Source organism: Sphingomonas faeni, from assembly GCF_023195535.1.
Taxonomy (GTDB): domain Bacteria; phylum Pseudomonadota; class Alphaproteobacteria; order Sphingomonadales; family Sphingomonadaceae; genus Sphingomonas; species Sphingomonas faeni_B.
In genome coordinates, this window is the sequence record NZ_JALPNF010000009.1 from 67,213 (window position 1) to 90,592 (window position 23,380).

The 23,380-nt window shown below is 65.9% G+C and carries 26 protein-coding genes; 8 read left to right on the top strand and 18 right to left on the bottom strand.

Annotated elements, in window-relative coordinates; translation table 11 throughout:
- Positions 1 to 55: 55 nt before the first annotated feature.
- From rpoN to SPHN_RS15315, 5 genes are all read right to left on the bottom strand, one after another.
- Positions 56 to 1,555 carry an RNA polymerase factor sigma-54 gene (rpoN, locus tag SPHN_RS15295; RefSeq protein WP_248524587.1) on the bottom strand — a complete coding sequence of 500 codons (1,500 nt, stop codon included), beginning with the start codon at positions 1,553 to 1,555 and terminating at the stop codon, positions 56 to 58.
- A 143-nt stretch (positions 1,556 to 1,698) separates the two neighbouring features.
- Positions 1,699 to 2,481, bottom strand: coding sequence for an LPS export ABC transporter ATP-binding protein (gene lptB / locus SPHN_RS15300; protein ID WP_248524589.1), 783 nt, complete (start codon positions 2,479 to 2,481; stop codon positions 1,699 to 1,701).
- A 128-nt stretch (positions 2,482 to 2,609) separates the two neighbouring features.
- On the bottom strand, positions 2,610 to 3,173 hold the full coding sequence (locus tag SPHN_RS15305) for an LptA/OstA family protein (protein ID WP_187502234.1): 564 nt from the start codon (positions 3,171 to 3,173) through the stop codon (positions 2,610 to 2,612).
- A gap of 5 nt (positions 3,174 to 3,178) precedes the next feature.
- On the bottom strand, positions 3,179 to 3,835 hold the full coding sequence (gene lptC / locus SPHN_RS15310) for an LPS export ABC transporter periplasmic protein LptC (RefSeq protein ID WP_248524591.1): 657 nt from the start codon (positions 3,833 to 3,835) through the stop codon (positions 3,179 to 3,181).
- Positions 3,832 to 4,452, bottom strand: a complete 621-nt coding sequence (locus SPHN_RS15315; protein WP_248524593.1) for a ribonuclease D — start codon at positions 4,450 to 4,452, stop codon at positions 3,832 to 3,834. The genes lptC and SPHN_RS15315 overlap by 4 nt, the downstream gene beginning before the upstream one ends.
- Positions 4,453 to 4,756: 304 nt before the next feature.
- Here SPHN_RS15315 and SPHN_RS18455 point away from each other — a divergent pair, with 304 nt between their 5' ends.
- Together SPHN_RS18455 and SPHN_RS15330 are read left to right on the top strand one after the other, a co-directional pair.
- A complete protein-coding gene (locus SPHN_RS18455) occupies positions 4,757 to 5,620 on the top strand; it encodes a cold-shock protein (protein WP_282580602.1) in 864 nt (287 codons plus the stop codon).
- 20 nt (positions 5,621 to 5,640) lie between these two features.
- Positions 5,641 to 6,426, top strand: a complete 786-nt coding sequence (locus SPHN_RS15330; protein ID WP_248524595.1) for a glutaminyl-peptide cyclotransferase — start codon at positions 5,641 to 5,643, stop codon at positions 6,424 to 6,426.
- A 295-nt stretch (positions 6,427 to 6,721) separates the two neighbouring features.
- On the opposite strand, the gene SPHN_RS15335 is transcribed toward SPHN_RS15330, so the two are convergent.
- The 7 genes from SPHN_RS15335 to SPHN_RS15365 form a co-directional block, all read right to left on the bottom strand.
- Entirely contained in the window at positions 6,722 to 7,495 is a 774-nt protein-coding gene (locus SPHN_RS15335) for a virulence factor (RefSeq protein WP_248524597.1), read from the bottom strand.
- Between the two features lie 72 nt (positions 7,496 to 7,567).
- A complete protein-coding gene (locus tag SPHN_RS15340; RefSeq protein ID WP_248524599.1) occupies positions 7,568 to 9,160 on the bottom strand; it encodes a cisplatin damage response ATP-dependent DNA ligase in 1,593 nt (530 codons plus the stop codon).
- An 89-nt stretch (positions 9,161 to 9,249) separates the two neighbouring features.
- Positions 9,250 to 9,756 (bottom strand): DUF6265 family protein, encoded by a 507-nt coding sequence (locus tag SPHN_RS15345; protein WP_248524601.1) that lies wholly within the window; start codon positions 9,754 to 9,756, stop codon positions 9,250 to 9,252.
- A gap of 70 nt (positions 9,757 to 9,826) precedes the next feature.
- Positions 9,827 to 10,012 (bottom strand): DUF1328 family protein, encoded by a 186-nt coding sequence (locus SPHN_RS15350; protein ID WP_248524602.1) that lies wholly within the window; start codon positions 10,010 to 10,012, stop codon positions 9,827 to 9,829.
- Positions 10,013 to 10,081: 69 nt separating this feature from the next.
- Positions 10,082 to 10,579, bottom strand: coding sequence for a Dps family protein (locus SPHN_RS15355; protein WP_093398573.1), 498 nt, complete (start codon positions 10,577 to 10,579; stop codon positions 10,082 to 10,084).
- Between the two features lie 61 nt (positions 10,580 to 10,640).
- Positions 10,641 to 11,207 carry a TMEM165/GDT1 family protein gene (locus tag SPHN_RS15360; RefSeq protein WP_248524604.1) on the bottom strand — a complete coding sequence of 189 codons (567 nt, stop codon included), beginning with the start codon at positions 11,205 to 11,207 and terminating at the stop codon, positions 10,641 to 10,643.
- Between the two features lie 3 nt (positions 11,208 to 11,210).
- Positions 11,211 to 11,558, bottom strand: coding sequence for a hypothetical protein (locus SPHN_RS15365; protein WP_248524606.1), 348 nt, complete (start codon positions 11,556 to 11,558; stop codon positions 11,211 to 11,213).
- A gap of 190 nt (positions 11,559 to 11,748) precedes the next feature.
- Between SPHN_RS15365 and rpmG the strand changes: the two genes are divergently transcribed.
- On the top strand, positions 11,749 to 11,916 hold the full coding sequence (rpmG, locus tag SPHN_RS15370) for a 50S ribosomal protein L33 (protein WP_055881863.1): 168 nt from the start codon (positions 11,749 to 11,751) through the stop codon (positions 11,914 to 11,916).
- A gap of 223 nt (positions 11,917 to 12,139) precedes the next feature.
- Here rpmG and SPHN_RS15375 read toward each other — a convergent pair whose 3' ends face one another.
- A complete protein-coding gene (locus SPHN_RS15375) occupies positions 12,140 to 12,502 on the bottom strand; it encodes a response regulator (protein ID WP_248524608.1) in 363 nt (120 codons plus the stop codon).
- 36 nt (positions 12,503 to 12,538) lie between these two features.
- Here SPHN_RS15375 and SPHN_RS15380 point away from each other — a divergent pair, with 36 nt between their 5' ends.
- The 4 genes from SPHN_RS15380 to SPHN_RS15395 all read left to right on the top strand — a co-directional run bounded on the left by SPHN_RS15380 (position 12,539) and on the right by SPHN_RS15395 (position 15,316).
- Entirely contained in the window at positions 12,539 to 12,808 is a 270-nt protein-coding gene (locus tag SPHN_RS15380) for a DUF3572 domain-containing protein (protein ID WP_248524610.1), read from the top strand.
- Complete coding sequence (locus tag SPHN_RS15385; RefSeq protein ID WP_248524612.1) at positions 12,805 to 13,431, top strand: HAD family hydrolase; 627 nt, start codon at positions 12,805 to 12,807, stop codon at positions 13,429 to 13,431. The genes SPHN_RS15380 and SPHN_RS15385 overlap by 4 nt, the downstream gene beginning before the upstream one ends.
- Positions 13,432 to 13,614: 183 nt before the next feature.
- The gene (locus SPHN_RS15390) at positions 13,615 to 14,079 is read left to right on the top strand and encodes a RidA family protein (protein WP_107963944.1); all 465 of its coding nucleotides are present in this window, start codon (positions 13,615 to 13,617) and stop codon (positions 14,077 to 14,079) included.
- Positions 14,080 to 14,155: 76 nt separating this feature from the next.
- On the top strand, positions 14,156 to 15,316 hold the full coding sequence (locus tag SPHN_RS15395) for a GNAT family N-acetyltransferase (protein WP_248524613.1): 1,161 nt from the start codon (positions 14,156 to 14,158) through the stop codon (positions 15,314 to 15,316).
- Here SPHN_RS15395 and SPHN_RS15400 read toward each other — a convergent pair.
- Genes SPHN_RS15400 through SPHN_RS15415 form a run of 4 tightly spaced genes read right to left on the bottom strand, consistent with a single transcriptional unit; the run spans position 15,264 to position 21,432 of the window.
- On the bottom strand, positions 15,264 to 16,868 hold the full coding sequence (locus SPHN_RS15400) for a hypothetical protein (RefSeq protein WP_248524615.1): 1,605 nt from the start codon (positions 16,866 to 16,868) through the stop codon (positions 15,264 to 15,266). The two genes, SPHN_RS15395 and SPHN_RS15400, sit on opposite strands and share 53 nt — an antisense overlap.
- Before the next feature lie 9 nt (positions 16,869 to 16,877).
- A complete protein-coding gene (locus tag SPHN_RS15405) occupies positions 16,878 to 18,485 on the bottom strand; it encodes a hypothetical protein (RefSeq protein WP_248524617.1) in 1,608 nt (535 codons plus the stop codon).
- A complete protein-coding gene (locus SPHN_RS15410) occupies positions 18,482 to 20,176 on the bottom strand; it encodes a hypothetical protein (RefSeq protein WP_248524618.1) in 1,695 nt (564 codons plus the stop codon). The genes SPHN_RS15405 and SPHN_RS15410 overlap by 4 nt, the downstream gene beginning before the upstream one ends.
- Before the next feature lie 38 nt (positions 20,177 to 20,214).
- On the bottom strand, positions 20,215 to 21,432 hold the full coding sequence (locus tag SPHN_RS15415) for an argininosuccinate synthase (RefSeq protein WP_248524619.1): 1,218 nt from the start codon (positions 21,430 to 21,432) through the stop codon (positions 20,215 to 20,217).
- A gap of 87 nt (positions 21,433 to 21,519) precedes the next feature.
- On the opposite strand from SPHN_RS15415, the gene SPHN_RS15420 reads away from it, so the two are divergent.
- Positions 21,520 to 21,969, top strand: a complete 450-nt coding sequence (locus SPHN_RS15420; RefSeq protein ID WP_248524620.1) for an EF-hand domain-containing protein — start codon at positions 21,520 to 21,522, stop codon at positions 21,967 to 21,969.
- 142 nt (positions 21,970 to 22,111) lie between these two features.
- On the opposite strand, the gene SPHN_RS15425 is transcribed toward SPHN_RS15420, so the two are convergent.
- A complete protein-coding gene (locus SPHN_RS15425) occupies positions 22,112 to 23,338 on the bottom strand; it encodes an SAM-dependent methyltransferase (protein ID WP_248524621.1) in 1,227 nt (408 codons plus the stop codon).
- Positions 23,339 to 23,380: the final 42 nt, after the last annotated feature.

Genomic DNA, 23,380 nt, shown 5'->3' on the forward strand with positions numbered 1-23,380 from the left:
GTCCGGGGTGACGGAGTGGTTGGCGCACGCGGTCATCCGCACCCAAGCCGACAGCCTACCGCACCCCTTCCAGCGCCTTCGCCCGCCGGCGCTGCACCGAACTTCCAATCCCCAGCGCCTCGCGGTATTTCGCCACCGTCCGCCGCGCGATGTCGAACCCCTTGCCGTTGAGCAACTCGACCAGCGTATCATCCGACAGGATTTTCGCGCCCTCGGTATCGATCAGCGCGCGGATCGCCGATTTCACCGCCTGCGCCGACACCGCCTCGCCGCCGTCCGCCGACTGGATCGCGCTCGTGAAGAAGTATTTCAGCTCGTACAGCCCGCGCGCGCACGAGACGTATTTGTTGCTCGTCACGCGGCTGACGGTCGATTCGTGCATCTCGATCGCGTCCGCCACCTGGCGCAGCGTCAGGGGCCGCAAGTGCGCGACGCCCTTCAGGAAGAAGGCCTCCTGCTGCTTCACGATCTCGGTCGCGACCTTGATGATCGTCCGCTGGCGCTGGTCGAGCGCCTTGACCAGCCAGTTCGCACTGGCGAGGCAATCGCTCAGCCACGCCTTCGACGCCTTGTCCTGCTGCCCGCCCGACAGCTCGGTATAATAACTCCGGTTGACCAGCACGCGCGGCAGGGTGGTGGCGTTGATCTCGATCGCCCAGCCGGCTTTCGTCCGCGCGACGAAAAGGTCGGGCGTCACCGACTGCGAGGGTTCGCCGCCGTAGCGACAGCCGGGTTTCGGGTCATAGCCGCGCAGTTCGCGGATCATGTCCGCCATGTCCTCGTCGTCGACGTCGCACATCCGCTTCAGCCGCATCAGTTCGCCGCGTGCGAGCAGGTCGAGATTGTCGATCAGCCGCGCCATGCAGGGGTCGTAGCGATCCGCCTCCTTCGCCTGCAACGTCAGGCATTCGGCAAGATCGCGCGCGCCGACGCCGGTCGGATCGAAAGTCTGGATCGTCGCCAGCACGCCCTCGACGCGGACCAGCGGCACGCCGAGCCGGTTGGCGATGTCGAGCAGCGACACGGTGAGATAGCCCGCCTCGTCGATCTGATCGATCAGGTGCGCGGCGATGAACGCGTCCTCGCGGGGGATTGCGGGCCCGGCTTGCGCGAGCAGGTGATCCGCGAGGCTGAGGCTGGTGTCGGCGAATGCGTCGAGATCGGGGCCGTCCTCGCCGCCAGCGCCGCCCGCGCTCGCGCCGGTCATCGACAGCGCGCCGTCCATCCCGCTGCCGCCGTCGGCGACGCTGTCCTGCTGGTGGCTTTCGGTCGCGTAGTCGACGTCGAGCGTCGGTTCGTCGCCGCTACCCGTGCCCGAGACGAGTTCGTCGGCGGCGACGCGTTCGTCGCGGACTTCGGGGGTGGGTTCGCGGTCGGGGGCGTCGTTGTCCTCGGCGGCGCTGGCTTCGAGGAGCGGATTGCGCTCGACTTCCTCGGCGATGAACCCCTCGATCTCGAGGTTCGACAGCGCCAGCAGCTTGATCGCCTGCTGGAGCTGCGGGGTCATCACCAGCGACTGCGACTGGCGGATGTCCAGGCGAGGGGCGAGGCTCATGCCAGGCTACCCCAACAGATACCGTCACCCCAGCTAAAGCTGGGGTCTCCCGCGGCTAGGGCGCGCGCTCTCACCGGGAGATCCCAGCTTTCGCTGGGATGACGGGGGGAGTGGGACTGTGGGCGGGGGAGGGCGGCATAAACCTAAAGCGAGAAGCCTTCGCCGAGATACAACCGTCGCACGTTGGCATCCGCAACCAGTTCCGCGGGCGAACCCGAGAACAGCACCCGGCCATCATAGATGATGTACGCGCGGTCGACGATTTCCAGCGTCTCGCGGACGTTGTGGTCGGTGATCAGCACGCCGATGTCGCGGCGCTTGAGGTCCTTCACCAGATCGCGGATGTCGGCGATCGAGATCGGGTCGATGCCCGCGAACGGCTCGTCGAGCAGCATGATCGACGGATCCGCCGCCAGCGCGCGAGCGATTTCCGCACGCCGCCGCTCGCCGCCCGACAGCGCCATCGCCGGGGCGGCACGGAGCCGGGTCAGCCCGAACTCCTCCAGGAGCGTGTCGAGTTTCCGCTGGCGCGCCGCCTTGTCGGGCTCGGACAGCTCCAGCACGGTCAGAATGTTCTTCTCGATCGTCAGCCCGCGGAAGATCGACGTCTCCTGCGGCAGATAGCCGAGGCCCAGGATCGCACGCCGGTACATCGGTAGCTTCGTGATGTCCTCGCCGTCGAGCATGATGCGGCCCGAATCGGGCTTCACCAGGCCCATCACCGAATAGAAGCAGGTCGTCTTGCCCGCGCCGTTGGGCCCGAGCAGGCCGACCACTTCGCCGCGCCCGACCGACACCGACACGTCGGTCAGCACGACGCGCTTGTCGTAGGACTTGGCGATCGAGACGACCTGGAGCCCGTTGCTCACCGGCGGCTCGGAAATCGGCTCTACGTCCTTGATCGGGGGCAGCGTGGTGGCGTCCATGGGATCAGGCCCTCGCAAAAGTCAGTCGCCGAACGCTCGGCGTGATGGTGTCGCCGAACCTCGGGGGTTTGGCAGGAAACATGCATGAGCGCGCCGCCGGAGGGAAGCCCCTGCGGTGCGCTCGCGCGTCAGTTGCGCTTGGGGACCGAGAAGGTGCCGGTCACGCGGCCGCCGGTCTGTGTGACCGTGCCACCGCTCGCGGCCGATCCTGCGGCGCTGCCCCCGGCGACCGACGATCCGTCGATCACCGAACGGCCGGTGTCGAGGTTCATCGTCAGGCGCCCGCCGTTCACGGTGTTGCCCGCCTGCGTCAGCGTGACCGCGCCGAGCATCGTGATGACGCGGCGGTTGAGATCGTAGATCGCGTACTGGCTGCGCGCCGTCTGGTCGGGACGCTTGACGATCACGCCGCCCGACGCGTCGAGACGCGAGACCTGCGGGTTTCCGCCGATCACCTGGCCGGTATAGGCGACCGTCATTCGCGCCGAGTTCAGCGTCATCTCTGCCTGCTTGACCGCGACATTGCCCGACAGGATGGCGCGGTTCGCCTTGTCCTGAAGCTCGATGTGATCCGCACCGAAATCGATCGGGGCGTTGGAATTGTGCGACTGCTGCGCGACCGCGGTCGTGGAGAGCAGGACGGCGGTTATCCCGATGAGGATCCGACCGGCGAAGATAGGAGAAGCGCGCATGGCGGCTATTTCGGCCCTCTGGGGATGATCCGCAAGCGGGCATTGCCGTCAAGCGTAACAGTGCGCTCCTCGAGGTTGGCGCGCAGCTTGTTGGCGCTGAAGGTCCCCTGCTGGACGGTGCCGGTCGCAGCACCGCCGCTTTCGAGCGTGCGCGCCTTCATGTCGATCGTCGCGTTGGTGGTCTTCAGGTCGTAGCCGCCCGCCGCGGTGGCGTTGAGCGGGCCGAACAGCTGCACCTTCTCGGTGTCCATGTCGTAGCGGCCGGTGTTCGCCTTGATGTTGGCGGGGCCGTCGGTCAGCTGGATCTGTGCCGCGAGCTGGTTGAGCTGGACGATCGGCTCGGCCGAGCTCTTCTGGATCGCGGACTTCGCGTCGAGGGTGAAGGACTGGCCCTTGCTGTCCTCGCCGCGATAGCGTGCCGCCTGGATCTTCATCCGCTCCTGCGCGACGTCGACCTTGTTCTTGTCGAGCAGGAACGACACGTCGCCGCCCGCAGTCAGCGGCGCCATCACTAGGAACGCCGCCAGCACGCCGATCGCGGTCGGCAGCGCGACGCGCGCGATCGCCACGAAGCGATCGTGACTGCCACCGGGCGCGGCCCAATCCTGCCGTGCGGTGCGCGCACGGCGAGCAGTCGGGGAGGGCGCCGGTATCTGGGTCATGCGTGGGCGAAGATATCGATCTCGGGCCAGCCGGCAAGATCGAGCGCGGCGCGAGTCGGCAGGAAGTCGAAGCACGCCTGCGCGAGTTCCATCCGGCCCTCGCGAATCAGGCGCTTGTCGAGTTCGGTGCGTAGCCGGTGGAGAAAGCGCACGTCCGACGCCGCGTAATCCTTCTGCGCCTCGGACAGCTCGGGGCTGCCCCAGTCGGACGATTGCTGCTGCTTCGAGATATCCTGGCCGAGCAGTTCGCGGACCAGCTCCTTCAGGCCGTGGCGATCGGTGTAGGTCCGCACCAGCCGCGACGCGATCTTGGTGCAATAGACCGGCGCGGCGACCACGCCGAGATAATGCTGGACCGCGGCGATATCGAATCGACCGAAATGATAGAGTTTCACGCGCGCCGGGTCGGCCAGCAACGCCTTCAAATTGGGCGAGTCGTAGCCCGCACCCGCGGCGAAGCGGACGAGATGCTCGTCCGGGCCGCCGTCCGACAGCTGGACCAGACACAGCCGGTCTCGCGGAGTGATGAGACCCATCGTCTCGGTATCGACGGCGATCGCGGCACCGGCCGCGAACAGATCGGCGGGAATGTCGCCTTCGTGGAGATGAACTGTCATGACGGTGGCCGTAGCGGTCCGCGGCGCAACGCTCAATGGCCCTATATTGGGCTGCGGCGTCGAATCGGGCGATAAGATGGCTTGCGTGCCGCCCTTGCGACGAGTCGTGGCTCGCGAGCGACACTTGCGTCAGTATCGATCCAAATCAGGCGTCTTCGGATCAGAATCTATTCGCGACGGCTTGTATTTTGCGCTAAGGGTCCCCTCAAGGCGCAAAAGGTTTCGCGCTGGAAAACCTGCGTTCGTCGTCCGGCACAAGGGTTTTGAGAAATTTGCGGGCGAACCGGGAAGACGAACAGAGCTTATGGGTTTCGATAAAGGTGGCCGCGGGAACCGTGGCGGGCGTGGCCGCGATAAGCGCGACAGCTTCGGCGGCGGCGACAACGAGTTCGGCGGCGGCAGCAGCTTTGGTGGCGGCGATCGGTTCGGCGGCGGCGGCGGCAGCAGCTATGGCGGCGGCGGTGGCTCGAGCTACGGTGGCGGCGGTGGCAGCAGCTACGGCGGCGGCAGCAGCTTCGGTGGCGGCAGCGGCGGCGGCGGTGGTTACCGCGGCGGCGGCGGTGGCGGCGGCTTCTCGGGCGGTGGCGGCGGCGGCGGTGGTCGCGGCATGCCTCCCCAGGTGGTCGGCGAAGGCACCGGCGTCGTAAAGTTCTTCAACGCGCAGAAGGGCTTCGGCTTCGTCGTTCGCGATGACGGCGGCGAGGACGTGTTCGTCCACATCAGCGCCGTCGAGCAGGCCGGTATGGTCGCACTCGCCGAGGGTCAGCCGCTCGGCTTCACGCTCGTCGACCGCGGTGGCCGTATTTCGGCAACCGACCTGAAGATCGACGGCGAGCCGATGGCCGTCACCGATCGCGGCCCGCCGCGTGACCGTGATGCCGGCCCGGGCGCGCCCCGTGGTGGCGATCGCGACCGTGACGGTGGTGCAGGTGGCGCACAGCGTCAGCTCACCGGCGAGAAGGCGACCGGTACGGTCAAGTTCTTCAACGCGATGAAGGGCTTCGGCTTCATCCAGCGCGACGACGGACAGCCTGACGCCTTCGTGCATATCTCGGCCGTCGAGCGCGCCGGCATGGCGACGCTGAACGAGGGCGACAAGCTCGAGTTCGAGCTCGAGGTCGATCGCCGCGGCAAGTACGCAGCGGTGAACCTGAGCGCAGGCGGCTGATCCAGCTGACTGATCCGACCGTGTTCGGTAGGATAGTGATTGCGGCCGGTCTCGCTTTGGCGGGGCCGGCCGTTCTCGTTTCTGGAGCGCCTGCGCAAACGGGCGTGCCGGTCCTGTCGGCGACGATCGTCGCGCGCTACCCGCACGACCGCACCGCGTTCACCGAGGGGCTGCTCTGGCACGACGGCGCGCTCTACGAGAGCACCGGCCAGGAACGCCAATCCGACGTGCGCCGCGTGTCGCTCAAGGACGGCAAGATCCTGGCGAAGGCGCGTATCGACCCCGCGCAGTTCGGCGAAGGCCTAGCGCTGTGGAAGGACGAGCTCGTCAGCCTCACCTGGCACGACGGCATCGCCCACCGCTGGGACGTTCGCACGCTAAAACCCAAGGGACAGAACCGGTACACCGGTGAAGGCTGGGGGCTGACGAGCGACGGTGTGTCGCTGCTCCAGTCCGATGGCAGCGCCGATATCATCTTCCGCGACCCGCTGACACTGGCAGAACGCAAGCGCGTCGCGGTGACGATCGACGGTCGACCGTTACGCGACATCAACGAGCTCGAATATGTTCACGGCGCGCTGCTGGCGAACGTCTGGCACACCGGCTTCCTGGTCCGCATCGATCCGAAGACCGGCAAGGCGACCGCGGTGATCGACCTGCGCCCGCTGGTCGCAGAGATCGCGGCGACAGACCCCGAGGCGGTGCTCAACGGTATTGCCTGGGATGCGAAGGCAGACCGGCTGTTCGTGACGGGCAAATACTGGCCGACGCTGTTCGAGATAAAGATCGCTCCCGCCTCGCGCTGAGCGGTAGGGCGTCTCGACACTAGACGCTCTCGGGGGGCGCGAGATCCTTTACCCACCCTTCTCGCCCGTCATCTGCTGCCGTTTCGTCCAGCCTATGCGTGTCATTTCAACGGCCAATCGTCACACCGCCCCCATTCGTCACCCCAGCGAAAGCTGGGGTATCCTGGTTTGGCGGGTGCCGTGGCCTACACGATGATATCCCAGCTTTCGCTGGGATGACGGAATTCGGTGTGACGGAACTTGAGTAACGGGACTTGCAGTAATGTGCCCGAGATCAGGTCCGTGGCACCCGACCCTAAACTCCCTGCCCAGCCACCGGCGCCACCGCCCGTATCGCCCCCAGCACGTGCGCCAGCAATCCGTCCGCATCGTGGCGGATGTTGTGGTCGCCTGGCATCCCGACCTTCCGTGCGTTCGCGATCGTCAGCAGCGGACACAGGCTGTCGGTTTCCTCGATCCCATAGATGCACGTCAGCGGCGCCCAGGTCAGTCCGTTGCCGGTCGTCGCGCCCATGCTGTCCGGCGATCCGTGATCGTAGAGAAGCCCGGAGGGATCGGCGCGGTAGAACACAGTGTTCCCCGGCAGGATCAACACGATCGCCGCGACCCGCGCGCGCAACGACGGAGGCAGGTCCGCCAGCCCGGTCTGGACTATGTCGGCGCCGTAGGACTGGCCCATGACTACGACCCGCTTAGCACCGGTCCGCGCCAGTGCCGTTCGAACTCCGTCCGCGACGATCGCATCCAGCTGTTCGCGCGTGCGGGTGCTCGCGAACAAGGCTGGCGTCGTGATCCCGACGACCGGGATGCCGTGCTGGGTCAGTCCCCGCGAGGTCGACGCGCCGAGCAGGAACCGCAGCCCCATGTCGCCCGAGAAATTGACGACCGCGATCGACGGTGCTCCCGACGACCGGACGCCGATAGCCGGATACACATGCACCGGATCGCGATCGAAATAGCCCGCGAGATAGACGAACAGCACGACAATTGCCGACAGGATGCCCGTCACCCACGCGCCGCGCCGCCAGCGTCGTGCCGCTGCCGTGCGGGGGTGCTTCGAACTTTTCACCGGACCATCCTTACGCGTGGCAGGATCGCGCGTGATAGCCCGACCATGCCGCGTGCTTCGATGACGCGCGGATTACGTAATCATCCGCTTCAGCGTCTCGATCCGGTCCGCCTCCGCCGCGGGCTTGTCCGTCCGGATTCGCGCGATCCGTGGGAAGCGCATCGCCACGCCTGATTTGTGCCGCTTCGAATCGTGGAGTGAATCGAACGCGATCTCCAGCACCAGCGTCTTCTCCACCTCGCGCACCGGGCCGAACCGATTCTGCGTATGGTTGCGGACGAAGCTGTCGAGCATTTTCAGCTCTTCGTCGGTGATCCCGGAATAGGCTTTGCCGACGGGGAGCAACTCGCCGTCCTCGGTCCAGCAGCCGAAGGTATAGTCCGAATAATAGGAAGAGCGGCGCCCGGAACCGCGTTGCGCGTACATCATCACGCAATCGGCGGTCAGCGGATCGCGCTTCCATTTATACCAGAGCCCCGCGCGTCGTCCGCCGACATAGGGCGAGTCGCGGCGCTTGAGCATGACGCCCTCGATCGCCGCGTCGCGCGCGGTGGCGCGGATCGCCTCCAGCGCGGTGAAGTCGTCCGCCTCGATCACCAGGCTCAGATCGAACCGCTCGGGATCGAGCTGCGGCACGAACGCCTCGAGCCGCTTGCGCCGCTCGGTCCAGGGCAGCGTCCGCAGATCTTCCTGACCATCGAGTAGGAGGTCGTAGAGCCGGACGAACGCGGGATATTCGGCCAGCATCTTCGCCGACACCGTCTTGCGCCCGAGCCGCTGCTGCAACGCGTTGAAGCTCGCCGCACCGCCGCCCTCCTCCAGCGTGCCGCCCTGATGCTCCCCCTTCACCAGCAGCTCGCCGTCGACCGTGCCCGGCGTCCGAAACGCGGCGGCGATCTCGGGAAAGCTGCCGGTCACGTCGTCGCCGGTGCGGCTGTAGAGCCGCGTCTCGCCCGCGACATGGACGATCTGCACGCGGATGCCGTCCCATTTCCACTCGGCCGCATAGTCAGCGAGATCGACGCGGAGGTCTTCCAATCCGTGGGCGAGCATGAACGGCCGGAACACGGGGACGTCGGCCGGCGTCGGCTGCTCGCCCGTCCCCTCCGCCCAGGCGAACAGGCTCAGATATGGCGCATCGAGGCCGTGCCAGACCTCCTCGACCGCATCGACATCGAGCCCGAACGCATCGGCCAGCGCGGTCTTCGCCAGCCGCGCGGACACGCCGATCCGCAGCGCGCCGGTCGCCATCTTGAGCAACGCGAACCGTTCCTCGGCATCGGACCGGTCGAGCATGTCGGCCAGCGCGGCCGGCGCATCCGCCCGCGACAGCGCCGCGAGCCGTTCGACCACGTCGGTGATAGACAGCGGGGTAGGATCGACCGGGACCGTCGGCTCCGGCCAGAGCAGCGCCACCGTCTCCGCCGTATCGCCGACATAATCGCGGCTCATCCGGAACAGCACCGGATCGACGCGTTCCTCGATCAAGCCGCGGATCACCGCCGACTTCACGCCCTTGAGATCGAGATCGCCGGTCAGTGCCGCCATTGCCCAGCCACGATCGGGGTCTGGCGTCGCGCGCAGATAATCCGCGATCAGCTTCAGCTTCGCGTTGCGCGACCGGGTGTAGGTGAGCGAGTCGAGCAGGGCGGCGAAAGCGTGCATCGTCGTTCAACGCACGGGAAGCGGCCACCGCTCCCCGCACCCTTTCACCGCGTCGATCTTCACTGCGCCGATCTTAACCGGGCCCATCTTCACCGGGTGCGCGTGTAGCTGAAAAGAACCTCACGCGGCGCCTTGCCGTCGATCCGTACCCAGACGTCGATGCGGTTGGGCCCGAGTCGGCGCATCGACAGCCCATCGAAATGGACCGCATCCTTCTCCATCGCGACGAGCGGGAAGCTCTCCGGTTTACCCGTCTTGTCTTCCCAACCGGTCAGGTCGGCGTTGAAATGACGCAGGCGATAGGCCAGCGATCTGCCGACGGGGACGATCTGAATCAGTTCGTAAAAGGCGACCTTACCCTTCTGCGTCTGTGTAAAATGTCCTGTGATCTGACCGGCTTCGGGCGCTGCATAAACCTCTGTGGCATCGCCGCCGAGACCGGGCCCGTGCCAGCTTCCCTCCAGCCATGCGAGCGATTCGATGCTCGCGGCCGGAGGTGCGACTCCGGGGGCGGCGGACCGCGTCTCGTCCGCAACGCCGGCAAGGGACGAGGCCGGCAAGGCGGCGAGCGCGAGGATCGGGATCCAGAAATGCATATAGCCTCCACCGTTTCCGGCAGAGGCTACAAGATTGGCGCCGCTTGGCGAGTCGCGAGCGGTATGGGCGTCAGTCGATCGCGTTCTTGATCCCCTTGCCCGCGAGCAGGCCGAGCACCAGGAAGATCACGAACAACGCGATCGCGATAAAGAACAGGACCTTGGCGATGCCGATGAACGCGCCGCCGATGCCGCCGAAGCCGAGCAGCGCAAGAACGGCGCCGATAACGAGAAAGGTGATTGCGAGCTTCAGCATGGCGGCCTCCAGTTTTCAGTAAGGTCTCTCAACTGGCCCGGCGACCGGATTGTTCCTCGGCTGTAACGATCAGGCCTTGCGGCTGGCTTCGAACAGGAACCAGGCGCGTTCTTCGGCGTGATCGGTCCATTCGTCGACGATGCCGCTGGTGGCGTTGTCCTTGGCGGCGTCGGCGGCATCCTTGACGATGCGGAACTGCTCGACGAGCTTCAGATTGTCCTCGCGCAGTTCGGCGAGCATCTCGGTCGGGCCGACGAACGCCATGTCGTTGTCGGCGATCGTCTGGTGCCGCGAGATGTCGCCGATCGAGCGCAGCGTGGTGTTGCCGGTCTTGCGCACGCGCTCGGCGATCGCGTCGGTCACGCCGATGATCTGCGCGGACTGGTCGTCGAGCAGCAAATGGTAATCGCGGAAATGCGGGCCCGACATGTGCCAGTGGAAGTTCTTGGTCTTGAGATACAGCGCGTAGCAATCGGCGAGCGCGGCGTTCAGCGCGTCGGCGACCGACTTGGTGCTGTTGCTCGGCAGGTCGGTGGGCGTGTCGAGGGCGGGGTTGATGTCGGCCATGGCTAGCTCCGGTTTTGAAGATCGTTGCGAAAACGATCCGAACGCGAAAATGCTCCTCAGGTCAAACGAGCCGCAGCGCGCCGAGGGCGAGGACGATCCCGAAGATCAGGAACACGATGCCGATGGCGATGCGCAGCGGCCTCAACGGGAGTTTCAGCCACGCCGCCTCGCCCATCAGCGCAGCGGGGACGATCACGACGAGCGAGCCGATCGTCGCGCCGATCGCGGCGAGCGCCGGGACGGGCGAGCGCGCGGCGAGCGTCAGCACGATGAACTGTACGCCGTCGCCGAATGCGAGAATGAAGAGGCCAAGTACGGTGGTGGCGAGCGCGCCGACCTTCCAGCCCGTCAGCCGTTCGGGCGCCTTGGCCGGAAAGAACGATCCACCGCCCTGCAACAGCAGCGCGAGCGCGAGCATCAGTTGCTGTGCGTTGGGCGCGAGCTTCGGCCCGATGATCGCGCCCAGCGTTGCCGCCAATCCACTCGCCGCGAGCAACGCGAATGCCGCCATCAGGATGACCAGTCCCGGCTTAGCGTACCGGTCCGACAGGATCGCGGCGAGCCACGCGGTCCGGTCGCCGATCTGCGCCAGCGCGGCCGCGACGAATGCCGCCATCAAGGCGTCCATGGATTATCCCGCAAGACGCACCGAACAGGCGGCGGCGAAGGCATGGCACGCCTGGACGTCCTGCCGCTCGCAGCCGACCGCATCGCGCAGGATCGCCAGCCAACCATGCACCAGCGCGCCGTGCTCGCCGCGGGACAGCGCCGAATCGACGAAGTGCGCGACGGTGACCGCCGGGTTGAGCCCGTTGCTGTGCGCGATCACGCGGATCGCATCGATCTCCGTGGCGATGTCGCAGGGGCGGGAATAGGGCGCCCGGACGTCGATCGCGGCGATTCGCGCGGCGAGATCGGCCTTCACCGCGATCATGGCGTCGATTCGATCGATCTCGGTGAGTCTCAGCGCCTGCCCCATGATCCCCGCTCCTGTTGTCTGCGGATATATAGCGCCTTGGGTAGTGAATAGCGGGTTAAATGCGGTATGTTGGCCTCCTCGAAGGGCGTAAAGCTTGACTTCGTCGCACGCGTCCGTCATGCGCCGCCCTTGATGGAGCGGCGGCGTCAGTTCGCCGCTTTCGCATTTTCAAGCCATAGGAATTGGGCTCATGGCCAAGCCGACCACCGTAAAGATCAAGCTGCTCAGCACCGCTGACACCGGCTTCTTCTACGTCACCAAGAAGAATCCCCGTACGAAGACGGAGAAGCTCTCCTTCTCGAAGTACGATCCCGTCGTGCGCAAGCATGTCGAGTTCAAGGAAGCCAAGATCAAGTAATCTTGTTGGCGGTGCAAGCCGTCGACTGATTGCGAAGATCCGGAAAGCCGCGGGTAACTCCGCGGCTTTTGGCGTTTGTGCTGGTCGTCGTTCCCGACTTCGTCATCCCAGCGAAAGCTGGGATCTCCCGCCGCGAGGGTACGCCCGTAACGGGGAGACCCCAGCTTTCGCTGGGGTGACGGTGTGGGGCGGGGGTAAATCGGCAACGCAAGGGAGGCTGTCTTCAGACCAAAGCCCCGACCGCATCCATGAATCGCGCAAGGCTAATCGGCTTCGACACATATGAATCCGCGCCAGCCGCCCGGATCCGCTCCTCGTCCTCGCGCCCGGCATAGGCCGTTACCGCCATCACCGGGATCGCGCGCAACGCGTCGTCCGCCTTCAGTTCGAGGATGATCTCATAGCCGGTGACGTGCGGCATCTGGATGTCCATGATGATCAGGTCGGGGGTGAAATCCCGCGCCCGCGCAACCGCGTCGCGGCCGTCGCGCACGGGTTCGACCGAGAACTGGTGCGCACGCAGCAGGTCGCAGAATAGTTTGAGGTTCAGTTCGTTGTCCTCGACAACGAGCACCTTCTTTGTCACCGCCGCACCTTATCCGGAAAAAAGGCACGATAGGCAATGCGCGACCGCGATTCAAACGAAGACGCCGAAGCGCTCGCCCTGCGCGCTTTGGTCTGGACCCTGGTCGAGCCCGACCGCGCGATGCGGCTGTTGTCGGTGACCGGTCTGGAGCCGCACGATCTCCGCGCAAGGGCGAGCGACCCGACGGTGCTGTCCGCGGCGCTGGGCTTCCTCGAAAACCATGAGCCGGACCTGATCGCCTGCGCCGACTCGCTCGGCGTGAAGCCCGAGGCGCTGGTCCGCGCCCGTATGGAGCTGGAAGCATGAGGCCGTTGCTGATCAGCGATTGCGACGAAGTGCTGCTGCACATGGTCAAGCATTTCGGCGTCTGGCTCGACGAGCGCCACGACATCGATTTCCAGATCCAGCACGGCGATTTCTCGACCGCGATGACGCGGCGTGACGGTGGTCCGCCGCCGTCGCGCGAGGATATGTGGGCGATGCTGGGTGAGTTCTTTCCGGGCGAGATGCACCGCCAGACGCTGGTGCCGCATGCGGTCGAGGCGCTCGAGCGGCTGGCGCAGGTGGCGGATATCGTCATCCTCACCAACCTCCAGGACGAATGTCGCCTGCCGCGAATCGAGCAGCTGGCGAAGTTCGGCATCGCCCACCGGGTCGAGTGCAACCAGGGCGGCAAGGGCACGCCGGTATCGCGGCTGGTCGCGGAATATGGGTCGCCGGTAACGGTGTTCGTCGACGATCTGGCGGTGCATCACGAGTCGGTCGCGAAGCACGCGCCGGGGGTGCACAGGTTGCACATGGTCTCCGAGCCGACGTTGGCGGTGAACGTGCCGAAGGCGCCCGAGGCACACGCGCGGATCGACGACTGGCGCGACGCGGCGGACTGGATCGCCGCGCGGTTCGAAGCGGGTTTGCCGGCTGGCGCCTGACCTCTCGATCCTCCCCTGCAAGGGGAGGTGGCGCGAAGCGACGGAGGGGTATCGCGCTATCGAGAACGGGATCACCCCTCCGTCAGCGCTAAGCGCTGCCACCTCCCCTTGCAGGGGAGGATAGGGGGTGGGCATGCCCCATGCACTTGACCCATCCCCCACCGCTGTGGTGATACCACCCCCATGACCGATCGTATCGACCGCAAGCTCGAAGAGCTGGGCCTCACCCTTCCGCAGGCTGCCGCACCCGTGGCGTCCTACGTCCCGACCGTGCTGGCGAACGGCATGCTCCACATCTCGGGTCAGTTGCCGTTCAAGGACGGCGCCCTGGTCACCGGCCGCGTGGGCGACGGTGTCTCGCTCGAAGACGCACAGGAGGCCGCCAAGCTCTGCGCACTCATGCTCGTCGCACAGATGAAGGCGGCGCTCGGCACGCTCGGCCGAGTCGAGCGGATCGTGAAGCTCGGCGTGTTCGTCAACTCGACCGGCGACTTCACCGATCAGCCCAAGGTCGCCAACGGCGCGTCGGACCTGATGGTCGCGCTGTTCGGCGATGCCGGCAAGCACGCACGCTCGGCGGTCGGCGTCCCCGTCCTCCCGCTCGGCGCCGCGGTCGAGATCGACGCGATCGTGCAGGTTTCCGCCTAAGCTCCTTGGAGGCGCGCTTGCGCGTCTCCACCTATGGCCCTTGGAGGCGCGTCTCTGCGTCTCTACCTAAGCGGCAATGAACGCCGTCACAGCCCGTATCGCCCAAGGCGTCACCTCGATCGCGGCCGAGGACTGGGACGCGTGCTCCGGCACCGCCAACCCGTTCGTCGGCCACGCGTTCCTCTCCGCGCTCGAAGCCTCGAAAAGCGTCGGGGGCCGTTCAGGGTGGCAGGCGCTGCCGATCGTGGTCGACGGCCCCGACGGCAAACCAGCGGGGATCGCGCCAGCTTACGCCAAGAGCCACAGCCAGGGCGAATACGTGTTCGATCAGGGCTGGGCCGACGCCTGGGAGCGGGCAGGGGGGCAATATTACCCCAAGCTCCAGATCGCCGCACCGTTCAGCCCGGTGCCGGGCCCGCGCCTCCTCCTCCGCGACCGCGACCAGGCCCCTGCGCTGATCGCCGCGCTGGAAGCAGTGACCGACCAGAGCGGGCTATCTTCCGCGCATGCGACCTTCATCGACCCCGACGAGGTGGCGCTGTTCGAGTCCGCCGGCTGGCTGATCCGCCAGGGCACGCAGTTCCACTGGAAGAACGACGGGTATGCGAGTTTCGACGATTTCCTCGCCGTGCTCGCCAGCCGCAAGCGCAAGGCGATCCGCAAGGAGCGCGCGGCCGCGGTCGAAGGCCTGACGATCCGCCACCTCACCGGCGCCGAGATCACGCCCGCGCATTGGGACGCGTTCTGGGTCTTCTACCAGGACACCGGCGCCCGCAAATGGGGTCAGCCCTATCTGACACGCGCGTTCTTCGACCAGATCGGCGAGACGATGGGCGACCAGATCCTGCTGATCCTCGCCGAGCGGGACGGCATTCTCATCGCCGGCGCGCTCAACCTGATCGGCGCGGACACGCTCTACGGCCGTTACTGGGGCGCGACCGAGGAGGTGCCGTTCCTCCATTTCGAACTCTGCTATTATCAGGCGATCGACGCCGCCATCGCGCGGGGTTTGAAGACCGTCGAGGCGGGCGCGCAGGGCGAGCACAAGCTCGCGCGCGGCTATGCGCCCGTCGCGACCTATTCCGCGCACTACATCCCCGACCCGAGCTTCCGTCGCGCGATCGCCGACTATCTCGTCCGTGAACGCGAAGCCGTCGCGGAGCAGCAGGAGTATCTCGGCGAGCTTACTCCGTTCCGGCGGGGCGAGCCGCCGGCTGGACCAAAGGCCCCCGGTTGACGCGGTAGAGCAAGCTCGTTTCGTCTCGCCGGATCAGCGTCAGGTCGCCGACCAGCGCCGGATCGAACTTCGGCGGGTGGATCAGCCAGACGTAATCGAACGCCTCGCGCGGGAATTTCTCCAGCGCCATCGAAATCGGCCGCCAGAACTGGCCACGGCACTTGATGTCGCTGACGATCTCCGACGGATCATGCGCGAACCCGCGCGCCGCCGCGTAGTTCGTCGTCAGCAGCTGCGCGCCGGCCATCGACCATTGATCGTTGGTAAAGGCGAGGCGCCGCTCGAGCAGCAGCGCCGGCACATGCTCGAGCCGCGAATACGCCCAGTCGTCGCGACACCGCCGCCCGACGAACGACACCACGCGAGACCGCTCTGGCACCGTATCGATCGCTGCGATCGCCTGGTCGTAGCTGCGATCGTACATCAGGTAGCTGACCGTCGTCCCCGCCAGCCGCACGCCGAAGAACGCAAAGCCCAGCACCGCCAGCACGGCAGCGCCCCGCAACGACAGCCCATGCCGCGGCCGCAGCGCGATCACCGCGATCGCCAGCACGAACGGCGCGAGCCGCATGTCCGCATAGGCCGACCCGAACACGATCCGCGGCAACAGCACGTATACGCCTGCGAGAAACAGCGCCGACAGCCCCAGGTTGCGCGAATATTCGATCGTCTGGTCGCGCACGCCGCGGAACAGGATCACGAACAGCACCGTCACCGACGCGATGTCGAACGCCATCCACCGATCGCGCAGGACCATCGTGATCCAGTTCATCTTCCAGCGCCAGTTGAACCAGTCCTGCGTCTTGCCGCCGACATGATCGCCCGAGCGCCACACCACCATCATCACCATCGGCAGCGCGAGCGGCACGCAGTTCAGCCCGGCCTGGACGAACGCCCTGAACCAGCCATGTGCCCAGCTTTTGGGATCGCTGTCGCGGCGGATGTCGTGCTGGCGGATCAGTTCGGCGGAGAAGGCGAGCACGCCCAGCACGCCCCAGCCAAACGTATGGCACAGCCACAACAGGCACGAGACGGGGATGAAGATCGCAGTACGCAGCTTGGTCCGCCCGAGCCGCCCCATCCGCAGCCACAGCGCGAACAGGTTGAGCGCGATCGCCATCGCCAATGCGAAGTTCACGAACCCGAACTGGAACGGATAGCTGTAGGCGAGCGGGAGCGCGAACAACGCGGTCGCCGGGATTCGCCCATGCACCTCGCGCGCGATCCACAGCAGCCCGGTCACGGTGAGCGCCGGGATCGCCATCACGATCAGCTTCACCGCCAGCTGCAACCCGAAGATCGGCGCGAGCGGTTCGATCAACAGGTCGATGCCGAGATTGCCGATCATCTGCCAGCGGAAGTTATACCACTGCGAAAGCCAGGGATTTTCGCCGATCGCCAACTGGACGCGGTAGCGGCCCATGTGGCCCGGCAGATCGACCAGCGGCGGGATCTCCGGCCACAGCAACGGTACGATCGACGCTAGCGCCACCGCGAAGACGAAGCCGCGCGTCTGCCACCAGTGAAGTTCCGTGCTCTGCCCCCGCGTCATCGTCGACGCCTAGCGCCGCATGGGGCCCTTCGACAAGCACCCTGCATGATCGAATGCGACGGAATAGACCGCGGATCTTCCATCGGACCAGATCGGGACGAGGTCGGCCGACTGTGCCCGTCCGACCGGGAAGCCGATCGTCCAAACCCGTTGGAACGTGCAGCGATCGAAGGCGCGTATCGCTTTGTCGAAGTCGATGGTCTGGTCCTCGGTTCCCGGTGGATGGACGATCTGCGACGGATCGCGATCGAATGGTGCGGCATCGGGATGGCGCGGGTGGATCAGTTGCTGACCCGCGAGCGCCCATTGTTCGTTGTCGAAAGCCTCACGCCGCGCCACCGCCAGACCGGCGATGTGCGTGAGGCGGGGGTTGAACCAGGACGTCATGTTTGGCTCGTTCACCAATACCAGGACGGCAGCGGCGCGCGGAATGGCGTTCAGCGCTTGCAGCGCGCGGGACTGGCCTTGACTGAAAAGGATGAACGCGATCGTCGTCGTAGCAATCCTGACCGCGAAAAACGCGGCGCCGATCGCCGCGGCCCGCCGCGCAAGCGCATCGTGATCCGGCTCGATGCGGATTGCCAGCACCGCAAGCGCCGCCGCGTAAGGCAGCATCCGCATATCGACTCCGGCCCCGCCCTGGAACATCAGCGGTAGCATCACGAAGGTTATCAGACCGAACAGCGCCGGAATGCCAAGCACTCCTATGAACTGCATGCGTGGCGAGCGGACTGCGGTCCACACCGCGCAGACGATCAGTACGACGCCAGCGATGTCGTACACCTTCCAACGTTCGCGCAGCATCGACACGAGCCATTGCGCCTTGGCGCTCCAGCGGAACCACTTGCCGGTATCGCCTGCCAGCCGATCGCTGCCACTGCCGAGCATGATCAGGAGTGGCCATGCCATCGGCAACGCCATCAGGCCGGCCGCGAAGGCCGCCTCGATCCAGGGTTCGCCGCGCCGCATACGCAGCGACCATTCCGCGCCGATTACGAACAGCCCGAGCATGGCCCAGCCGAAGCTGTGGCATAGCCAAGTCAGCCCGGCGTATGGCACGAACACGATTATGCGCACCCAGGTCGGACGCGTCCGCGCCAGCCGGATCCACCAGGCAAGCCCTGCAAGCGCCATCGCAGCGCCGAGGCAGAAATTCACGAACCCAAGTTGGAACGGGTAGCTATAGGCGAGTGGCAGCGCGAAGCCCGCCATCGCCGGGATGCGGCCGTGCGCTTCATAGGCGACCCACAGCATCGCTGCGACGGTCATCGCCGGGATCAAGCCAATCACCAGCCGAGCCGCGGGCTCGACATCGAGCAGAGGATGCAACGCCATAACGAGCAGGTCGACGCCGAGGTTGCCGATCAGCGCCCAGCGTACGTCGTAATGCTGTGCGAGCGGACCGGTGCCTGCGTCCGCGAGGATCCGGTAGCGACCGATGTGGCCGGGCACGTCGGTCAGCGGAGGGATCGCCGGCCACAGCATGGGAATTAGAGCGGCGAGTATCGCGAGGACCGCGAACCCGCGCGTCGTCCACCAGCCTTGCCGTGCTGCGCCGGAGAGCGTGGTGGAACGGATGTCGTGCTCCACGTCGGGTCGTGCGATCGTGCCGGTCACGGGACGACCTCGAATATCCTGTTGCCGGGAGAATCCAGCGGCTTGAGCCATGCTGGAATCCTGCGCGATGCCAGTTCCTTCGCCATGCTGTCAGGGGCGGGCTGGATGCCGTCGAAATCACTGTCGCAATAGACCACGTAACGGACCTTCCATTGATCTGCGATCGCTCGCGCCTGGCTGCTGCGGCCGATAAAGAACCGGTACATTGCGACATTTCCTGCGGTGTTACGGTGATAGGGGCCGGCCACGAAGGCATGCGGGGTGGCGGCGATACCCCAGGGGGCGACGTCGATCGGTGCCATCACCATGCCGGGCGAAAGGTGGTCGAGCGCAGCTATCGCTGGAGGCGAGGTGCAGGTCGACGCGCTTGGAGAGGGCTTTCGCGGCGACGGCGGGAATACCTCGGCCGCGATAGGGTAGAGCATGCCGGTTGAGAGAATCCATGCCGGTACCAGCGTGAGAACACCGCGCCGCCGTGCCGCGCCGATCATGATGGCCAGCGCGGGCGCGCCGAGCATCGCGCCGGTATAGGCACCGCGAAGCTGCACTGCGGCGATCGCGACGGCGGTGCACTGAAGCGCGAGCAGCAGGACCGCGTTGCGACCGGGTCGCCGACGCACCAGCCACGCTGAGGCCGCGACCCCCGCGAGCATGACTCCGAAATACCCGAACGCCACGCCGAATGACGCCGTGACGATCGATTGCGCCTCTCCGACGTGATCGAGCCACAAGCGGCGCAACAGTATAGGAACCTGCCCATAGGGCGATCCGCACGCGGGAGACTGCAGCCGGATGACGCCGAGCGCTCCGAGAAACAGGGTGGCGGCGATTGCCAGCCTGACTCGGACCGATATTATATGCCGTCCCAGCACCGCGATCGCTAACGGAACGATTGCCATGATCGCCAAGCCAGTCGCGGCCTGCTGGGTAAATCCGTCGCAGGCAGGATAGCGCCATTGTCGACTGGCGAACCCCGCAATGCCGATACCGAGCCCGGTCAGCGTCCCGACACCCAGACCGAGGATCCGCGCTTCGCCCTTGCTTTCCGCACGCGCCCAGGCGAGCAGCGCCGCGGCACCGAGCACCGCAAAGAACGGCATCGTCTCCATGCCGATGACGAGGCTGGTCGCGGCAAGTGCCCCGGTGATCGCGCCGTTACGGAATGTCGGCTTTCCGATCGCGGCCAGCGTGGCGCCGAGAAGGAGCACGAGTTGCAGGCCGTGATGGTCGATGCGACCGGGTACGAAGATCGTCGTCGCCGGATATGCGATCGCCGCGATGACCATCGCGGTGCGCCCTGCATCGGGGTCGAGGTGGCGGGTGATCCGACCTACCAACAGCAACGCGCCGGCGAACAGCAGGATCGGCCAGAGGGTGACGGCGAGCACCTCGGCGCGATGCGTTCCAAGCAGCGGCGCCGCGGTGGTGATTAGTAGGGCGGGGCCCAGATCGGCAACGCGCGACCAGTGCATCGGCACGCCAGCACCTAGTCGGTATTGGGTCAGATCGCTCCACGATTGCCCGCCAAGCCAGTCGCGGACCTGCTGGAGGCGCATGACGTCGTCGGTATCGGGCAGCCGTAACGCCGAAAGCGAGGACCAGTCGCCGATGCTCCACGCCAGTCCCAGAACGAACGCCAACAGGACGGCGATCGCGAGATCGGAAATCAGGTCAAGGCGTTCGCGGTCCACCCATGCGGCTGTAGCGCCGCATGGTTAACCGATCGTAGTTACCGGTCGCGCTTCGCAAGCAACCGCAGCCGCAGCGCGTTCAACTTGATAAAGCCTTCCGCATCGCGCTGGTCGTACGCGCCCTGGTCGTCCTCGAACGTCACGACCTTCTCCGAATAGAGCGAGTTCGGCGACTTCCGGCCGACCACGTACACGCCGCCCTTGTAGAGCTTGAGTCGAACCGTGCCCGACACCTTCTCCTGGCTGTGATCGATCGCCGCCTGCAGCATCTCGCGCTCGGGGCTGAACCAGAAGCCGTTGTAGAGCAGCTCGGCGTACCGCGGCGCCAGCTCGTCCTTCAGATGCGCGGCGCCGCGATCGAGCGTCAGCTGCTCGATGCCGCGGTGTGCGAGCTGATAGATCGTGCCACCGGGCGTCTCGTACATGCCGCGGCTCTTCATGCCGACGAAGCGGTTCTCGACCAGATCGAGACGACCGATCCCGTGACGGCGGCCATAGTCGTTGAGCGTCGACAGCAAGGTCGCGGGAGACATGCCCTCGCCGTTGATCGCGATGCCGTCGCCGCGCTCGAAATCGATCGTGATGTATTCCGGCGCGTCGGGCGCGTCCTCGGGGTTCACGGTGCGCGAATAGACATAGTCGGGGACCTCGTCCCACGGGTTCTCGAGGACCTTACCCTCGGACGAGGTGTGCAGCATGTTGGCATCGGTCGAGAAGGGCGACTCGCCGCGCTTGTCCTTGCTGACCGGGATCTGATGCGCTTCCGCGAACTCGATCAGCTTGGTGCGGCTGGTGAGATCCCATTCGCGCCACGGGGCGATGACCTTGATGTCGGGCGACAGCGCGTAATAGCCAAGCTCGAAACGGACCTGGTCGTTGCCCTTGCCGGTCGCGCCGTGGCTGACCGCGTCGGCACCGACCATTTTGGCGATCTCAATCTGGCGCTTGGCGATCAGCGGCCGCGCGATCGACGTGCCGAGCAGGTACAGCCCCTCGTACAGCGCGTTCGACCGCATCATCGGGAACACGTAATCGCGCACGAACTCCTCGCGCAGATCGTCGACGAAGATGTGCTCGGGCTTCACGCCCATCAGCTCGGCCTTGGCCCGCGCCGGTTCCAGCTCTTCGCCTTGGCCGAGATCGGCGGTGAAGGTCACCACTTCGCACTTGTACGTCTGCTGGAGCCATTTCAGGATCACGCTGGTATCCAGGCCACCGGAATAGGCTAGCACCACACGTTTGATCTGATCGGTCACGGGCAGAGTCCTTCGGCAATATCCAATGCCCGCGCCCCTATGCGCTGGGGGGCATCCATGCAACCGGCGCCTGCAACTATGGCGTTCATGGCGCGTACAACCGAACCGGTCTATCCGCGCCGCAAATCCTCTGGAGTTTACGCAACCGTGCTACGCCAAACGCTCACCGTTCTCGTTCTCGCGGGTCTCGCGACCCCGGCGCTCGCGCAGGAAACCCGCGCGTCCGCCTCGGCCAAGTTCAAGACCGAATTCGCCGCGTCGGACACCAACAAGGACGGCGTCCTGACCCGCGCGGAAGTGCAGGCGCGGATCGGCAACATGAAGGTCGGGCCGGGCCGTCCGGATCCGGTCCATGCCAAGCGCCTCGCGGACCTCTGGTTCACGAGTGCGGACAAGAACAAGGACGGCAAGGTGACGCAGGCCGAGGCGCAGGCGCTGCTCGCGGCGACGTTCGCGAAGTACGACGCTAACAAGGACGGCAAGATCGGCGGCGACGAGCGCGCTGCTGCCAAAGCAGAAGTGCAGGGGCCACGCTAAGCCGCCTCGGCACAAACCTCGTTCTCCCGCGGACGCGGGAGCCCAGCTAAGTACCGCAGTCTAGCGTAACCCTGGGCCCCCGCCTGCGCGGGGGAACGAGCAAAATTGGCGGGGGGACTCGCCCCCCCCCGCCATACCCACGTCACCCCTCCCGCAAAGCCCGCTCCCCCTCGATCATGTAATCGCGCGTCAGCGGCAGGGTCATCCGGCTCTTCGACAGCTGGATCTGGTAGTTGACCATCCCCCCGGTCCGGAACGCTGCCGCGGCGCCCGCAAGGTAGAACGTCCACATCCGGTAGAATCGCTCGTCGTACAACGCGACGATCGCATCCTTCGCGGCCACGGTCCGATCATACCAGTGATCGATCGTCAGCGCGTAATGCACGCGCAGCACCTCGATATCGGTCGGAAAGAACTTCAGTCCCTCATACCCGCGCACGATCTCCGACAGCGCCGGATTATACCCGCCCGGGAAGATGTATTTCGTCGTGAAGGTGTCGGTAACGCCAGGCCCCCCCATCCGGCCGATCGTGTGAAGCAGCATTACGCCGTCCTCGGTCAGAAGATCGCGGCATTTGCGGAAGAACGCCTTGTAATGCGCGGGGCCGACATGCTCGAACATGCCGACCGACACGATCCGGTCGAATGTCCCGGTCAGCGCGCGATAGTCGATCAGTTCGAACTTCACCTTGTCGGCGACGCCGGCCTCCTCGGCCCGACGGCGGGCCACCTTCAGCTGCTCTTCGGACAGCGTCACGCCGAGCACTTCGGCACCGGTCTTCGCGTGCAAATACAGGGCCATTCCGCCCCAGCCACAGCCGATGTCGAGCACGCGCATCCCCGGCTGGATCGCCAGCTTGGCAGCGATATGCGCCTTCTTGTCCGACTGCGCCTGTTCGAGGCTGTTGCCCGGATCGGTGAAATACGCGCACGAATATTGCCGGTCGGCGTCGAGGAACAGATCGTACAGCCGGTCCGACAGATCATAGTGATGCGCGACGTTCTTCTTCGATCGGCGCGCCATGTTCACCCGGTCGACGCGGTGGACGACCTTGTCGAGCAGCTTGATCGGCAGCGACGGATTGAGCCCGCCGCCACGCTCCCACGGGCTGTTGCCCTTGAGCAGGTTGACCAGATCGCGAATGTCGCCGCGGTCGATAGCGAGGCGCCCGTCCATGAACGCCTCTGCTGCGCCGAGCGCCGGGTGGCGGACGATCGCGCCGGCGACGCCGGGTTGGGTCAGCCGGATCGTGACCGGGTTATAGGCTGGGTCGGGCTTACCGAAATGCTTGGTCGTGCCGTCCGCGTGGATGAGCGTGAGTTCGCCGGTTTTAACCTGCCGGGCCAGGAAACGATCGAAAAGAGCCATGTCGCTTTAGCTAATGACTGGTACGGAATTGCGCTACCCCCG